The following is a 15,328-nucleotide window of genomic DNA, read 5'->3' as shown; positions in this document are numbered from 1 at the left end:
CTCTTCGATCACGGCTTCGCGGATGGCCTCTTGCGACATCTCGGGCGCGTGCTGGGTGGACAGCACCACGGTATCCACGCTGTGCGGCTTGCCATCCACATAACGCACCGTCACCTGCGACTTGGCGTCGGGGCGCAGCCAGGGCAGGCGGCCGTCGCGGCGCAGTTGCGACTGGCGCTCGACCAGGCGGTGTGCGTAGTAGATCGGGAAGGGCATCAGCTCGGGCGTTTCATCGCACGCGTAGCCGAACATCAGGCCCTGGTCGCCGGCGCCCTGGTTCAGGTAGTCGTCCGATGCGCGGTCGACGCCCTGCGCGATGTCCGGCGATTGCTTGTCGTAAGCGACGAGAACGGCACAGCCTTTGTAGTCGATGCCGTATTCGGTGTTGTCGTAGCCGATGCGCTTGATGGTTTCGCGCGCCACGTGGATGTAGTCGACGTTGGCCGTCGTGGTGATTTCACCCGCCAGCACCACCAGGCCGGTGTTGCACAGCGTTTCTGCTGCGACGCGCGCATATTTGTCCTGGGCGAGGATGGCGTCCAGGATGGCGTCGGAAATCTGGTCGGCGACCTTGTCGGGATGGCCCTCGGAGACCGACTCCGAGGTGAAGAGGAAGTCGTTTGACACGGCTGTTAGCTCCAGATTGGCTATCACGTTGCCAATCCGTTAAGCCACGGCCGGCGACGCTTTAGCGGTATTTAGCAACCTTGCCGAGGTTTGTGGCCAAGCAAGGATTCGCCCCGCAAGTTGTCAGTTAACTCGGCGAATCGCGCTATTATACGCGGCACTTTTCGGGGCCGCAGCACGGCCTGCCAAGACCCTGCTCTCCTGTCGACTGCGACCAACACATTGCAGCGTACGCACGCATGACCTTCCTCTACTGGCTGTTTTCACGCCTGCCCCTGTCAGTGCTGCAGGCGCTGGGCGGCTGGCTGGGAGCGTTGGCCGCCCAGGTGCCCGGCTATCACGACCGGCTCATCGCCAACTTCCGCCACGCCTATCCCGACGTCACACCCGCCATGCTCAAAGAGGCTGGGCGCTCCGCCGGCCGCATGGTGTTCGAGATGCCGTACTTCTGGGTGCGCAAGAACGGGGCGCAAGTTGCGCCGCACCTGTTCGATGTCTGCCGATCCACGATTGAGCGCGCGCTGGCAGACGGGCGCGGCCTGATTTTCCTCACGCCGCATCTGGGCTGCTTCGAGGTCCTGCCGCAGGCCTACGCGAGCGAGCATCCCGTCACATCGCTGTTCAAGCCGCCGCGCAAGGAAAGCCTGCGCGCCTGGATCGAACACATGCGCACGGGGCCGAACATGCAGATGGCCCCCGCAGACCCGCGCGGCGTGCGCATGCTGGTGCGCGCACTCAAGCGCGGCGAGGCCATTGGCATCCTGCCCGACCAGACGCCCACCGGCGGTGAAGGCGTATGGGCGCCGTTCTTCGGCAAGCCGGCCTACACGATGACGCTGGTGCACCGTCTGCATCGGCTCACAGGTGCGCCGGTCGTGGCATTGTTTGCCGAGCGGCTGCCGCGCGGTACGGGCTACCGGTTGCACGTGGAGGAGATCGGCGATCTGCCCGAAGACGCCACGCAGGCCGCCACCCGCATCAACGCCGCCATCGAGCGGTTGATTGCCGTGGCGCCGACGCAATATCTCTGGGGCTATAACCGCTACAAGCATCCCAAGGGCGCGGAAGCTCCACCCGCTGCCTGACACTGCTGCCTTTATGGAACGTTTCTCTGCCAAACTCGGACTCGGCTTCTTGTGGCTGCTGTCCTTCCTGCCCTACGGTTTCGTCGCGCGTTTTGGCGAAGGCCTTGGTGGGCTGCTGTACCGCATTCCCAACGGCCGCCGCCGCGTGGTCTTGGCCAATTTGCGCGCGTGCTTTCCCGAGAAATCGGAAGCCGAGCGCGAAGCCCTGGCGCACGACGTTTTCCGCAAGGTCTTCCGCAGCTTTGCCGAGCGCTCGTTTGCCTGGTTCGCATCGGAAAAGCGGCTGATGCGCGTGGTGAAGATCGACGATCAGGCCAACCTGCCGGCGCTGCACGGCACGCCGCACATTCTCGTGACGCTGCATTTGTCGGGTGTGGAGATCGGCGCGCTGGCGCTGACGGACTACCTGCGCACGCACGTCGGCAACGCGGGCTGCTCGTTGTACACGCGCATGGCGAACCCGGTGCTCGATGACGCCATCAAGGCGCTGCGCAGCCGCTTTGGCGCGACCATGGTGTCGCGCAACGAAAACATCCGCCAGATCATGCGCACCATCAAGCGCGGCGAGGCGTTGCAGCTCATCTCCGACATGGATTTCGGCGAGCGCGACTCCGAGTTCGTGCCGTTCTTCGGCGTGCCGGCGCTCACGCTCAACGCCATCCCGCGCATGGCGTCGATGACCGGCGCCAAGGTCGTGCCGATGTACACCGAGATCCTGCCCAACTACGAGGGCTATGCGCTGCGCATCCTGCCGGCGTGGGAGAACTACCCCACCGGCGATCTGACTGCCGACACGCGCCGCATGAACGCCTTCTTTGAAGACGCCATCCGCCCGCGCATCACCGAGTATTACTGGGTGCACAAGCGCTTCAAGCACCGCCCCGAGGGCATGCCGGGCATCTATTGATGCCGGGAGCCGGCTCGGGGCAACCGCGGCCGGCTCGCTTTAGAATGGGCGTTTTCCGAACGCTCATCGCCGCATCTGTGCGGCCCGCCATGAAACTGCACTTCACCAAGATGCACGGCGCGGGCAACGACTTTGTCGTGCTCGACGGCATCCAGACCCCGATCGACTTCACGCCCGAGCAATGGGCTGCCATTGCCGACCGCCACTTCGGCGTGGGGGCGGATCAGCTCCTGCTGGTCGAGCGTTCAACGCGGCCCGACGTCGATTTCCGCTACCGCATCTTCAACCACGACGGCGGCGAGGTGGAGCACTGCGGCAACGGCGCACGCTGCTTCGTCAAGTTCGTCACCGACCGCGGTCTGACCGACAAACGGACCGTGCGCGTGGAAGTCATGAACGGCATCGCCACGTTGACGATGCAGGACGATGGCCAGGTCACGGTCGACATGGGCGCACCGGTGTTCGAAGCGGCGCGCCTGCCGTTCGTGCCCGAAGGCCTGCCCACCCGCGTTGAAGGCGACGACACGCAGCACGCGCTGCAGATCAACGGCCGCACTGCATGGCTGTCGACCGTGTCGATGGGCAATCCGCACGCCGTGCAGATCGTCGACGACACGGAAGCCTTTCCCGTGCTGGAAGACGGCCCGTTGATCGAGTCGCATCCCGTGTTTCCGCGTCGCGTGAATGCGGGCTTCATGCAGATCGTCGATCGGCATTCCGTGCGTCTGCGCGTGTACGAGCGCGGCGCGGGCGAGACACTTGCTTGTGGCACCGGCGCGTGCGCAGCGGTGGTGGCCGGCATCCGCCGCGGCCTGATCGATTCGCCCGTCAAGGTCGCCACGCATGGCGGCGACCTGACCATCGCGTGGGCGGGCGTCGGCCAGCCGGTCATGATGACGGGCCCCGCCACCACCGTCTTTGAAGGCACGCTGGATTTGGATGCGCTCAAGCTGACCGCCGCCGCGCATTGACACCGCGCATGCCCCGGCGGGCCGCTGCCGCATACGTCAGAACAACAAGGAGATACCGTGGGCACGAACGGCAAGAACCTGATTGACGACTACCGTTTCGACGGCAGCAACAAGTTCAAGATCGCGAAGGTGGATGCCGCCAGCAAGCCGTTCTCCACCGGCAACAAGGCGGACGACAACGCGCGGCTGGCCGAAGTCTCGGCCAAGCTCGACGCGCTGCAGGATGTGCTCTACGCCGAGCACCGACGCAAGGTCCTGGTGATCCTGCAGGGCATGGACACCTCCGGCAAGGACGGCACCGTGCGCGGCGTCTTCCGCGCGATGGATCCGCTGGGGCTGCGCGTGGTCGGCTTCAAGGCGCCGACGCCGCAGGAACTCGCACACGACTACCTCTGGCGCGTGCACGCCCAGACGCCCGCCCGCGGCGAGATCGTCATCTTCAACCGCAGCCATTACGAAGACGTGCTCATCACGCGCGTGCACGGCGACATCGACGCGGCCGAATGCAAACGCCGCTACGGGCACATCAACGCGTTCGAGCAGATGCTGAGCGAAACCGGCACGACCATCGTCAAATGCTTCCTGCACATCTCGAAAGACGAGCAGCGCAAGCGGTTGCAGGAGCGCATCGACGATCCGAACAAACACTGGAAGTTCGACCCGGCCGATATTGCAGAGCGCGGGTTTTGGGATGGCTACATGGAGGCCTACGAGGCGGCCATCAATGCCACAGCGACGCCCGAAGCGCCCTGGTACGTGGTGCCCGCGGATTCCAAGACACATCGGAATGTGATGGTGGCGGAGATCTTGTTGCAGGTGTTTGAGGCGATGAAGCCGCAGTATCCGGAGGGGAATCCGGCGTTTGAGGCGTTGAGGATTGAGTAGTTTTTTTGGGGTTTGTTTTGGCCTTGGTGGTCCATCTCCCTTTCGTTCCCTGCCGGGACCGACTTACTTTTCTTTGTCTTGCCAAAGAAAAGTAAGCAAAGAAGGCGCGCCCGAGATGGCGACTTCCCCTTGAATTTGTGTGACCGTGCGGGGAAGGAGGCAAACTCGCTGCGCTCAGACAAGCCTCCTTCCTTGATCCGCCCGCTCACAAAAATTCAAGGCGCCATCAAGGGCTCAACGTCAAAAGAAAAGGCCAACCCATCGCGCGGTTGGCCTTGTCGTTTGGGCTGGCGCCCAGAGTGTTTGGCTTTGTCCTTTGACTTTCCTGCCCTAGATGGCGCCTTGAATTTCTGTTGCAGGGAGGAAAAAGAGGGGAGGCTGTCTGAGCGCAGCGAGTTTGCCTCCCCTCCCTCCCTGCAACATAAATTCAAGGAGTCTTTCGCCATCTCGGGCGCGCATTTCTTTGCTTACTTTCTTTGGGCAAGACCAAAGAAAGTGAGTCGCCCCCGGCAGGGGGTGAAACAAGGGATGAACCAAAAAAGACAAAACCCCAGCGAACAACATCCGCCGGGGTTTTCCACAACATCAAAAGCTCAAATCGCGCTAACGCCGTACTTATCCCGATAAGCCGCAGCCTTTTCACGATACCCAGCCAGCGCCGGGTCGCCAGCCCCATCCAGATACCCCAGCAAATCATCCAGATTGGCAATCGACACAACCGGCATGCCGTATTGAGCCTGCACATCCTGCACCGCAGAGCGCTCGCCGATATTCACCGCATTGCCGCTGCGCTCCATCCGATCCATCAGAATCAGCACGGCAGCCGGCGTTGCGCCAGCGGCGCGAATCATCTCCACCGACTCGCGCACCGAGGTGCCGGCAGAGATCACGTCATCGACGATCACCACCCGGCCCTGCAGCTTCGCGCCGACCAGGCTGCCGCCTTCGCCGTGGTCCTTGGCTTCCTTCCGGTTGTACGCAAAGCCCACATTGCGGCCCAGGCCCGCCAGCGCCACGGCGGTGGCCGATGCCAGGGTGATGCCCTTGTAGGCCGGCCCGAACAGCATGTCGAACTCGACACCGGAGTCCAGCAGGGTTTTCGCATAGAATTGCGCGACTTGGCCCAGCAGTGCGCCGTCATTGAACTTGCCGGCGTTGAAGAAATAGGGCGACGTCCGCCCCGCCTTGGTCACGAATTCCCCGAACGACAGCACGCCGGCTTCCACCGCAAAGCGGATGAAGGATTGGCGCAACTCGCTGTTTTGGCTCATCTTTTTCTCTGGTCCGCAAAAAAGTCCCGCCATGTTACGCATCATTTCCGCCAACCTCAACGGCGTTCGCTCCGCTGCCAGCAAAGGCTTTTTTGAATGGATGGGCAAGCAGGACGCCGATTTCGTCTGCGTGCAGGAACTGAAATGCGCGCAAGACGACATGACGCCCGAATTCCTGGCGCCGCACGGTTACCACGGCGTGTTCCAGCACGCGGTGAAGAAGGGCTACAGCGGCGCGGGCATCTACACGCGCCACAAGCCCGACGAGGTCATCATCGGCTTCGATAACGGCGAGTTCGACGCCGAAGGCCGCTACGTCGAGGCCCGCTACGGCAAGCTGTCGATCATCTCGGTCTACGTGCCGTCGGGCTCCAGCGGCGAAGAGCGCCAGCAGGCCAAGTTCCGCTTCATGGACCTGTTCATGGAGCACCTGAAGGACCTGCGCCACGAAAAGGGCCGCGAGGTCGTGCTGTGCGGCGACGTCAACATCGTCCACAAGGAAATCGACATCAAGAACTGGAAGGGCAACCAGAAGAACTCCGGCTGCCTGCCCGAAGAGCGCGCGTGGCTGACCAAGCTGTTCGACGAGGTCGGCTATGTGGATGTGTTCCGCACGCTCGACCAGCGCCCCGAGCAGTACACCTGGTGGAGCAATCGCGGCCAGGCGTATGCAAAGAACGTCGGGTGGCGTATCGATTACCAGATCGCCACGCCGGGCATTGCCGCCACGGCGCGACGCGTGTCGATCTTCAAGGACATCAAGTTCAGCGACCACGCGCCGCTGACGATCGATTACGACACGAAGCCGCACTGGTAAGCGGCACAGCAATCACTTCGTAGCGTCGCCGCGGAAATGTCTTCGGCAGCCGCTACAATGCAAACCTCACGCGCCGGCACCGCTTGCCGGCGTTGTCTTTGGCCCCCAGTTTTTTAGCGAGATCACCATGGCATTCAAGGTTTTCGTCGACGGTCAGGAAGGCACCACCGGCCTTCGCCTGCTCGATTATCTGTCGCAGCGCGACGATATCGAGCTGCTGCGCATCGCCGAAGACAAGCGCAAGGATTCAGCCGAGCGCGCCAAATTCCTGAATGCCGCCGATGTCGCGTTCCTGTGCCTGCCGGACGTCGCCTCGCGCGAGGCCGTCTCGCTGGTCAACAACCCGAACACCTGCATCATCGACGCCAGCACCGCGTTCCGCACGTCGGACGACTGGGTCTACGGCCTGCCCGAACTGGCCCAGGGCCAGCGCGAGCGCCTGCGCAACACCAAGCGCATCGCCGTGCCGGGCTGCCACGCCAGCGCCTTCGTGCTGCTGATGCGCCCGCTGGTGGATGCAGGCATCGTCCCGGCCGACTACCCGGTCACCGCGTTCTCGCTCACCGGTTACAGCGGCGGCGGCAAGGCCATGATCGCCGACTACCTGGCCGCCAATAACCCGAAGCTCGACAGCCCGCGCCCGTACGCGCTGGCCTTGGCGCACAAGCACCTGCCGGAGATGCGCGTGCAGAGTCGCCTGAGCCTCGCGCCGATCTTCACGCCGGTCGTCGGCAACTTCCTCAAGGGCCTGGCCGTGACGATCGGCCTGCACCCGCAGCACCTCGCGCGCAAGGTGAGCCCGACGGACATCGCCCGCGTGCTGGCCGATTACTACCAGGGCGAGCAGTTCATCCGCGTGGCGCCGGCCGACAACGTTGCGACGCTCGACAACGGCTTCTTCGACGTGCAGGGCGCCAACGACACCAACCGCGCCGACCTGTTCGTGTTTGGTTCGGACGAGCGCATGGTCGTCACCGCGCGTCTGGACAACCTGGGCAAGGGCGCGGCCGGTGCGGCGGTGCAATGCATGAACGTGCACCTGGGCGTGGACGAGGCGACGAGCCTGCATGTGGAAGCGCCGATTCCCGCAGCCGGCGCCGAGCACGCCGTGCGCGAGGCAGCGCCGGGCTTCGCAAGCTGATCGCCGCCTGAGCGGAAACGAAAAACGCGCCTTCGGGCGCGTTTTCTTTGGGCGCGGCACTTGGCTTGCGCGCCGGCCGGGATGTTGAACAACATGCCGCCGCCGTTGCCGCCCGCCATCACGCTCGGCGTCACGCCGTTCCACCTCTCGATGGCGGCACGCTCGAGCTTCAGGCGCTCCCACGCCAGCAGGCGGTCATCCAGCGACGAGGCGAGCGCACGGTTGGCAGCGGCTTCGCCTTCGGCAATCGCCACGCGCTTCTTGGCCTCGGCCTGGGCGGAGCGCACTTCGTTCTCGGTGCGGATGGCGTCCTGGATGGCCTTGGTCTTGGCGCTCACCGCATCGAGCAGCGCACGCGGCGGGCGCAGTGAGCCGACGATGCCGAACTGCTTGATCGACACGCCCAGCGGTGCGAGCCGCGCGTCCAGCTCCTTGGTGAGCCGCGCGACGAACTCTTCCTTCTTGCCGCCATTCACGTCGTCGAAGTTGTATTCCGAGCCGATGGCGACGATCACGTTGCGCGCGGTGTCACGCAGGTAGCCGTGCGTGAAGGTCTCGATGCGATCGGCGCGGAAATTGGTGTAGAACGCCGGCACTTTCTCCCGATCGAGCTGGTACGAGACGGCCACGTCCACATTGACGGGCACGGCGTCCTTGGTATTGAAGGTCAGCTCTTCGTTGAGCGCGCGGCCTTCATTCACGTCTTGCGTCCAGATCACGCGCTGCACGTAGGTCGGGTATTGGATGATCGCCGTCTGCACAGGGTTGTAGAACACGAACCCGGTGACGACGTTTTCATGCGTGATGCCGCGATCGACGAGCCGGTTGATCTTGATGCCCGTGTAGCCGGGCGGAATGATCTGCCAGTTCAGCAGGAAAGTCCGCCCGATGGCCAGCGCCGCGACGGCGCCGAAGACGAGCGCGAGCAGTTTGACCGGCAGCTTGCTTGCCGTGACTTGAGCATGAGGGTTGCCCTTGCTTGTTGGTTTGCTTCTGAGGTGTGGCTGGCGGGGCGGGCGCTGCTTACGCAGCGGCCTGCTTGCTGGCGCAGGAATCGTCAGCGATTCCCGTCAGGGATGGCCGCGCCCAGTGGGCGGGTGGTGGCAAGCAAGCTTGCCAATGGTGATGAGGCGGTGAGCTTCAATACGGCCGAGGTGGCGCATTGCGATGCCCGGATGTTGCGATGCACAAAGTATAGGCGGGCGCCGGATTTTTGCTGCCCTCCGGAAGCACTAGAGCGCCGCTTCGAACGGTGGGGCAGCGAGGCCGAATCAGGCGTCGCCGGGATTGATGCGCGCCGGGTTCCAGCCCAGCGCGTTGTACACGTGATAGCGGGCGATGCCGATCCACTCGTGCAGCGCGAAATCGGTCAGCGCAAAGTTGTATGCCATCGGCAAGGGCGATGCCGCGGCTTGCAGATCGTCGGCGCGCACGGGAATTGGCGCCATGCCGAAGTGCGTGAAATACAGCTGGCTGCGCCGCAGATGGATGGCCGACGACACGAGCACCGTGCGGTCGGCCGCGTATTGCGCCAGGACCGCGCGCGAGAATTGCGCGTTCTGCCACGTGTTCATGCTCTTGGGCTCCGTCAGCACGTCGGCCTTGTCGACGCCGAGGGCGACGAGTTCGCGGCCATAGACCGCGGCTTCCGATTCGCCGTGGTGACGGGCATCGCCGCCGCTGACCAGGATCTTGCAATCGCCGTCGGCCTTGCGGCACGCCTGGTACAACTGCGCGGCTTCCACCAGCCGCGGATACGAGAACAGCCCAGGCTCCACGGCATCGCCCACGCGGAACGTACCGGCGCCCAGCAGCACGATGGCGTTTCGCGCGCCCCATTGAATGTGCGGCTCGTTCTCGAACGGCTTTTCCAGCGAATCGAGCAGCCACGCCGGCACCGGCCCGCAGCCGATCGCCATCACCAGCACACCGGAGAACACCGCCAGCCCGCGCGCAGCCCGACGCCGGCCGCGTGCTGCGCACACCGCTGCCACGATCACCAGCACACACAGGATGGTCAGGCTCACACGTTCCTCCAGGTTGGCGCGCTACGCGCGTACATGAGGAGGCATCGTAAAGAGGAATGGACGGTTGCGCGACCCGTCTGCTTACGGGGTTGCCACCAGGCGTAGGAACTCGACCAGGGCATCGATTGCGTCCGCGCTCGGAGAAAAATCGTCTTGCAGGATGTCGTCGCGCAGCAGGTCTTCCGACGTTGGTGCCGACGCTGGTCGACCGAACAGGCTCTTGGATCGCATCAGCATGCACGTTTCTGCTCTCGGTCGCACCTACCCGCCTGCGCCGCCGATCTTCCCGAGCAGCTCCCGCAACATCGCCCGCTCCGCCTGGCTCAACGCCGCCAGCATCCGCTCTTCCGTCTGCACATGCGAGGCGACGAGTCCGTCGACCAGCGCGAAGCCTTCGTCGGTCAGAACGATCTGCAGCCCTCGGCGGTCGTCCGGATCGGTCTTGCGGGCGATCAGGCCGCGCTTTTCCAGCCGGTCGAGCCGGTTCGTCATGGCGGAGGTCGACAGCATCATGTCCTTGGCCAGCGCGGAAGGCGACAGCGCCTGGTCGCGGCCGTTGCGGCGCAGCGTCAGCAGCACGTCAAAACCCGCCACGTCGAGATCCGCTCCCGCTACGTTGGCGACCACGCCGCTGCGTAGCCGCTCGGCGGCGCGCCAGACATCGCCGCAGACGGCCATCGGGCTCGGGTCGATGTCTGGGCGCTCGCGCCGCCATTGCGCGAGGATGTTGTCCATCGGTCCCCCTTGCGGGGGTAGGGAATCACCTTGACCCATAAAAATCCTCGTCCTGGTATTTCGACATCGAATTACTTGATGTCGAGGCTCTGTGAAATCGTATCGGTTTTGCGCTGCGCAGACAATGCGTGCCACCACGCGTGGCGCCGGGGCAAAGCGAGGCGCTTGGTGCCGCCTTTCTTGCCGCAGGGAAACAAAGACCAGACGTCAGTGTCCTCATTTATTTCGATATCAAATAACGTGACATGGAGATTCATCATGCAGTTCAACCGTCTGACGTTGATGCTGGCCACCGCTGCGGCGCCGGTGCTGTGGGGCACGACCTATCTCGTCTTCACGCAGACGCTGCCCGTCGGCCATCCGCTGCTGGTTGGGGCGCTGCGTGCGCTGCCGGCGGGTGTGCTGCTGATGCTGCTCGGCCCCGGCCTGCCGCCGCGTAGCAAGCTGCTGCCGCTGCTGTTCTTGGGGCTGGCGAATATCGGCGTGTTCTTCGCGCTGCTGTTCGTGGCGGCGCAGCGCCTGCCGGGCGGCGTGGCAGCGACGATCATGTCGGCCCAACCGCTGGTGGTCGCGCTGCTGGCGTGGCCACTGCTTGCGCGCAAGCCGCGTCCGGCGCAACTGGCCGCGGCGCTGGCCGGCTCGCTGGGGGTGGGGCTGTTGATTCTTGGCCCAGCGGCCAAGCTCGATGCAATCGGCGTGGCGGCTGCGCTGGCCGCGGCGTTCTCGATGGCGATCGGCACCGTGCTCATTGAACGCTGGGGCCGCATCGGCACGCCGTTGGCAGTGGCCGCCTGGCAGCTTGCGCTCGGCGGCCTGGTCCTGCTGCCGGTGGCGTTGTTCGTGGAAGGCCTGCCGCCCGCGCTCACGGCGCGTAACGCGTTGGGCTTTGCGTACCTCATCGTCATCGGCACGGCGCTGGGCTACTGGCTGTGGGTGCGTGGCATCGGCGTGCTGGGCGCAGACGTGACGTTCCTCTCGCTGCTCAGCCCGCTGACGGCGACGGTCTTGGGCGCGCTCGTCCTGGGTGAATGGTTCAGCCCGATGCAGACGGGCGGCGCGGTGCTGATCCTGGGCGCGACGGTGGCGGGGATGGCGTTGTCGCGGCAGGCGAAGGCGGCCGTACAAACAACAAGCCCCGCGAGGCCGGTAAAGGCCGCGGGGCTGGTTGAGCGGTGAGGCTGCGCGGTGCTTACTGGACCGATGTCGCCACTTGCGAGAATGTCTTCAGGAAGTTGGACGGGGCCCCAGACGGGTACGAATACGCGAAATCGCAACGGACGAAGTGACCCGTATCGACGTGCCACCAGCAACGATAGTCTTGGCCATAAGCTGCGGTACCAGTGCTACCGCCGGGCAGTGCAGAGTCGTTCGCGTTGGTTAGCGCGAGTACGTAATGAACGCGCAACGTATTGAAGGTGCCGGCGGGCGTGGTGAGCGACTCGTAACCTTCTACCGTAGAGGTGAGAGCAGCGGATTCGTGATAACCGGCCGCACAGCTGTAGAACCACGTCGTCTGCCACGATTTGCCGACTGACATCGGGAAATTCAGCATTTTTCGCACGGGCCCATAGCTGCAAGCGTTGTCGCCGCCACTATTGATATTGAGATAGGTGCGGGTGAGGCGGTTGTTGTCCGCGTCGTAGGTGTACCGCTCCGAAGGCGTGGCGGCGGCATCTACGGTTGAATCCACGGTGCTCTGACCGTTCGCGACGGCAGTCGTAACGTTTGTGCGCGTGCGGGTTGAAACCGAACCGTCCAGGCGCGTGCTGTTTTCTGACCAGACCACCGTTGAACCGACATGCTGCGCCACGGCACTGTACTCATGCGGCGTCACCGTGACCGTCACCTTGGCCGACTTGCTCGCGTCCTTGGCCGACGTCACAGTTACCGTGAACGTGCCGCCCGGCGGGCTCTTCAGGCCGGCGGTCCAGCTTTGCGTGCTGGCACCCTTGACCGAGACCTCGGTATTGCTCGTTGCATCGCCGGACTTCCAATTGACGTCGGTGCTGCTATCCAGGCGCAGATCTTGCCCGGACTTGACCGTCAGCGTGGCATTTTGGCCGCTGGTTGCGCTAAACGTTTGCACCTTGGTTCCGCCTACGGTTGCGCTAACCGAAAAGCTGTTCGGGTCAGCAACGCTGCCGCTATCGCCGCCACCGCCGCAGGCGCTCAGCGCGCATGCCAGTGCAATTCCCGTAAATCCCTTGCCCCATGCCTTCATTTTTGTACGTATCCCTGTCGCTGTGATTTTTGTGGAGATTTGTGCGCAGAAAATCTGCCGGCGCAGCGTACAAGCGGGGCGAATTTGTTTTCTTAGGATTTGCTTAGCGCGGGGTAACTCCCCACTAACTGGTGGGCCACGCAGTCATTAACACGATTGCGAACACAAAACGCGCGGCAAAACGCAGACATTTGCGTGTGCGCACAGCGTGCTGACGGCAAGAGTGGCAGCTGATGTGGGTTTCAAGCGTATCGCGATGCAATCCGACGGCACCTTGGGATGAGGCGCGGTAAATCGCTGGCGATTATTGCCGCCGCACCATCGGCCGCATCGGCGCCTCATCGCCATTATCAACAGGCGCGGCGCCCAGATATTGCATGTTCGACCGATATTCCGGCAGTTTCGCCATCGTCATATGTCGGGCGTCGGCAAACAGCGTAAGCGTTTCGGGCAAATGGCGTGACAGCACCGCCATGCGCGTGCGCCCCGAGGGTGCGTCGACAGAAACTGCTTTTGCTCCGTCCCGCCGATCGAACCCATTTTCTGCCACAGCGTGAGGGCAGCGCGCGGGTCGTAGCCGGCGCGGGAGGCGATGTCCATGCCGACCAGGTCGGCCTCTGTTTCCTCCGCACGCGAGAAGGCCAGCAGGTGCATCTTGGCGCCTTCGCCCAGGTCCGTGTCGCCCCGGTTGCCGAAGCCGAACAGCTGCGAGATGACGTTGGCGCCCAGGTTGGTGATCTCGCGCTGGCCGGCGCGGGCGCGGGCGTGCTCGCGCAAGGCGTGGGCGATCTCGTGGCCGAGCGCCATGGCGAGTTCGTCGTCCGTCAGCTTGAACTGTTCGAGCAGCCCCGAAAACACGGCGATCTTGCCGCCGGGCATGCAAAAGGCATTTACCTGCGACGAGCCGATCAGATTGACCTCCCATTGCCAGCGCGCGGCGTCGGGGTTCCAGCGCGGCGCCTGCGGCGTGAGGCGCCTGACGATGCCGCGGATGCGGATCAGATCGGGCACGTTGTCGGGCGCCAGCGCGCCTTCGTGGGCGGCGTTGTCGACGATGCCCTGGTATTCGTCCAGCGCGCGCTTGTCGATTTCTTCCGCCGGAATGACGAGGCGGATGTTGGGCGATGTGGTGGTCGGCGCTTCCAGCTTTACGCCGTCGGCGGGCACGGGCAGCGGGCCGTCCATGGCGGTGGCCCACGCAGACAGCGCGAGGCCGATGGCGGTCAGCAGGGAGCGTGTGGCGCGGGGCATATGGATGAGGGGCCGAATCCGTGCGACATAATATCGGCCAACGCACCGCGCCACGCTACGTGGCAACCCGCATTCGCATTCGCCTCCGGCCCGCCGCATGAGCTTCCACGATTACCTCGATATTTTCCGCAACCGCCGCATCGGCGCGATGCTGCTGCTGGGCTTTGCCTCCGGCCTGCCGCTGGCGCTCACCTCGGGCACGCTGCAGGCGTGGATGACGGTGGAAGGGCTGGATATCCGCACCATCGGGCTGTTCTCGCTGGTGGGGCAGGCGTACATCTTCAAGTTTCTCTGGGCGCCGCTGATGGACCGCTTCACGCCGCCCCTCATGGGCCGTCGTCGCGGCTGGCTGGTGCTGACGCAGGCGGGGCTGGTGGCGTCGATTGCCGCCATGGCCTTCACGCCGCCGCACGCCGCGCTCTGGGCACTGGCCGGGCTGGCGGTGCTGGTGGCGTTTTTGTCGGCGTCGCAGGACATCGTCTTCGATGCCTACAGCACCGACGTGCTGCATTCGAGCGAGCGCGGCGTCGGCGCAGCCGTGAAGGTGCTCGGCTACCGGCTGGCGATGCTGGTATCGGGCGGCCTGGCGCTGTATCTCGCCGATCGCGTCATGGGCTGGAGCAACATGTATCTGCTGATGGCCGGCCTGATGGCGCTGGGTATCTTCACGACGCTGTGGTCGCCCGAGCCTGAGGTGTCGGCGCGCCCGCCGCGCAGCCTGCAGGAGGCGGTGGTCGGCCCGCTGCGGGACTTTTCTCGCGCCGTGGCGCCTGGGCGCTGCTGGCGCTGATCGTGCTCTACAAACTGGGCGACGCGTTTGCGGGCAGCCTGTCGACCACCTTCCTGATCCGCGGCGTCGGCTTTTCTGCGGGTGAGGTCGGCATCGTCAACAAGACGCTCGGCTTGGCCGCCACCATCGTGGGCGCGCTGTATGGCGGCACGCTGATGGTCCGGCTGGGGCTGGTGCGGGCGCTGCTGCTTTTTGGCGTGCTGCAGGCGGTGTCGAACCTGGGCTATTGGGTGCTGGCCGTGACGCCGCAGCATCTGTGGATGATGGCGGTGGCCATCGGCATCGAGAACATCTGCGGCGGCATGGGCACGGCGGCCTTTGTGGCGCTGCTGATGGCGTTGTGCAACCGGTCGTTCTCGGCGACGCAGTATGCGTTGCTGTCGGCGCTGGCTTCCATCGGCCGCGTGTACGTCGGGCCCACCTCGGGCTACCTCGTTGAAGCCTACGGCTGGCCGGCGTTCTATCTGATGACCGTGGTGTTTGCCTTCCCTGGCCTGGCGCTGCTGTGGTGGATGCGCGGCACGATCGGCCGCTACGAAGCCGAGCAGAACGAACGCGCCTTGGAAGCCAAAGCGGCCAAGGCCGCGTCAGCCTGATCGA

The 15,328-nt window shown here is 64.4% G+C and carries 15 protein-coding genes and 3 pseudogenes; 9 read left to right on the top strand and 9 right to left on the bottom strand.

What is annotated here, in order from left to right; all coding sequences use genetic code 11:
- On the bottom strand, positions 1-627 hold a 627-nt coding region (locus OWR21_RS00610), incomplete at its 3' end, for an S-adenosylmethionine synthetase N-terminal domain-containing protein (protein ID WP_332394347.1).
- Positions 628-866: 239 nt separating this feature from the next.
- Between OWR21_RS00610 and OWR21_RS00605 the strand changes: the two genes are divergently transcribed.
- The 5 genes from OWR21_RS00605 to OWR21_RS00585 all read left to right on the top strand — a co-directional run bounded on the left by OWR21_RS00605 (position 867) and on the right by OWR21_RS00585 (position 5,102).
- Positions 867-1,712, top strand: a complete 846-nt coding sequence (locus OWR21_RS00605) for a lysophospholipid acyltransferase family protein (protein ID WP_332394346.1) — start codon at positions 867-869, stop codon at positions 1,710-1,712.
- 13 nt (positions 1,713-1,725) lie between these two features.
- Positions 1,726-2,619 (top strand): lipid A biosynthesis lauroyl acyltransferase, encoded by an 894-nt coding sequence (locus OWR21_RS00600; RefSeq protein WP_332394345.1) that lies wholly within the window; start codon positions 1,726-1,728, stop codon positions 2,617-2,619.
- 89 nt (positions 2,620-2,708) lie between these two features.
- Positions 2,709-3,590 carry a diaminopimelate epimerase gene (gene dapF / locus OWR21_RS00595; RefSeq protein WP_316888874.1) on the top strand — a complete coding sequence of 294 codons (882 nt, stop codon included), beginning with the start codon at positions 2,709-2,711 and terminating at the stop codon, positions 3,588-3,590.
- A 57-nt stretch (positions 3,591-3,647) separates the two neighbouring features.
- Complete coding sequence (locus OWR21_RS00590) at positions 3,648-4,475, top strand: polyphosphate kinase 2 family protein (RefSeq protein WP_316888872.1); 828 nt, start codon at positions 3,648-3,650, stop codon at positions 4,473-4,475.
- 192 nt (positions 4,476-4,667) lie between these two features.
- The gene (locus tag OWR21_RS00585) at positions 4,668-5,102 is read left to right on the top strand and encodes a hypothetical protein (protein ID WP_332394344.1); all 435 of its coding nucleotides are present in this window, start codon (positions 4,668-4,670) and stop codon (positions 5,100-5,102) included.
- Here OWR21_RS00585 and pyrE read toward each other — a convergent pair.
- Complete coding sequence (pyrE, locus tag OWR21_RS00580) at positions 5,069-5,746, bottom strand: orotate phosphoribosyltransferase (protein WP_147215929.1); 678 nt, start codon at positions 5,744-5,746, stop codon at positions 5,069-5,071. The genes OWR21_RS00585 and pyrE overlap by 34 nt on opposite strands.
- A gap of 31 nt (positions 5,747-5,777) precedes the next feature.
- Between pyrE and OWR21_RS00575 the strand changes: the two genes are divergently transcribed.
- Together OWR21_RS00575 and argC are read left to right on the top strand one after the other, a co-directional pair.
- Positions 5,778-6,563 (top strand): exodeoxyribonuclease III, encoded by a 786-nt coding sequence (locus OWR21_RS00575; RefSeq protein ID WP_096745565.1) that lies wholly within the window; start codon positions 5,778-5,780, stop codon positions 6,561-6,563.
- 127 nt (positions 6,564-6,690) lie between these two features.
- Positions 6,691-7,704, top strand: a complete 1,014-nt coding sequence (gene argC, locus OWR21_RS00570) for an N-acetyl-gamma-glutamyl-phosphate reductase (protein ID WP_012760871.1) — start codon at positions 6,691-6,693, stop codon at positions 7,702-7,704.
- Positions 7,705-7,763: 59 nt separating this feature from the next.
- Here argC and OWR21_RS00565 read toward each other — a convergent pair.
- The 5 genes and pseudogenes from OWR21_RS00565 to OWR21_RS00545 form a co-directional block, all read right to left on the bottom strand.
- Positions 7,764-8,645 (bottom strand): annotated as a pseudogene (locus OWR21_RS00565) (prohibitin family protein); the annotation flags it as partial.
- A 330-nt stretch (positions 8,646-8,975) separates the two neighbouring features.
- Positions 8,976-9,731 (bottom strand): YdcF family protein, encoded by a 756-nt coding sequence (locus OWR21_RS00560; RefSeq protein WP_316888868.1) that lies wholly within the window; start codon positions 9,729-9,731, stop codon positions 8,976-8,978.
- An 81-nt stretch (positions 9,732-9,812) separates the two neighbouring features.
- Complete coding sequence (locus OWR21_RS00555; protein WP_332394340.1) at positions 9,813-9,968, bottom strand: hypothetical protein; 156 nt, start codon at positions 9,966-9,968, stop codon at positions 9,813-9,815.
- Between the two features lie 24 nt (positions 9,969-9,992).
- A complete protein-coding gene (locus OWR21_RS00550) occupies positions 9,993-10,505 on the bottom strand; it encodes a MarR family winged helix-turn-helix transcriptional regulator (RefSeq protein WP_332394338.1) in 513 nt (170 codons plus the stop codon).
- A 32-nt stretch (positions 10,506-10,537) separates the two neighbouring features.
- Positions 10,538-10,726 carry a hypothetical protein gene (locus OWR21_RS00545; RefSeq protein WP_332394336.1) on the bottom strand — a complete coding sequence of 63 codons (189 nt, stop codon included), beginning with the start codon at positions 10,724-10,726 and terminating at the stop codon, positions 10,538-10,540.
- Here OWR21_RS00545 and OWR21_RS00540 point away from each other — a divergent pair.
- Positions 10,725-11,642 (top strand): EamA family transporter, encoded by a 918-nt coding sequence (locus tag OWR21_RS00540; protein ID WP_332394335.1) that lies wholly within the window; start codon positions 10,725-10,727, stop codon positions 11,640-11,642. The genes OWR21_RS00545 and OWR21_RS00540 overlap by 2 nt on opposite strands.
- Before the next feature lie 13 nt (positions 11,643-11,655).
- Here OWR21_RS00540 and OWR21_RS00535 read toward each other — a convergent pair whose 3' ends face one another.
- Both OWR21_RS00535 and OWR21_RS00530 read right to left on the bottom strand, forming a co-directional pair.
- On the bottom strand, positions 11,656-12,687 hold the full coding sequence (locus tag OWR21_RS00535; RefSeq protein ID WP_316875067.1) for a hypothetical protein: 1,032 nt from the start codon (positions 12,685-12,687) through the stop codon (positions 11,656-11,658).
- Positions 12,688-12,991: 304 nt separating this feature from the next.
- Positions 12,992-13,938: pseudogene (locus OWR21_RS00530) on the bottom strand (M48 family metallopeptidase).
- Positions 13,939-14,035: 97 nt separating this feature from the next.
- Here OWR21_RS00530 and OWR21_RS00525 point away from each other — a divergent pair.
- Positions 14,036-15,324: pseudogene (locus OWR21_RS00525) on the top strand (muropeptide transporter).
- Positions 15,325-15,328: the final 4 nt, after the last annotated feature.

This window comes from Ralstonia sp. 1B3 (genome assembly GCF_036631435.1).
The sequence above is the reverse complement of the archived record's forward strand: the minus strand, read 5'-3'. Positions and strand labels throughout refer to the sequence as shown.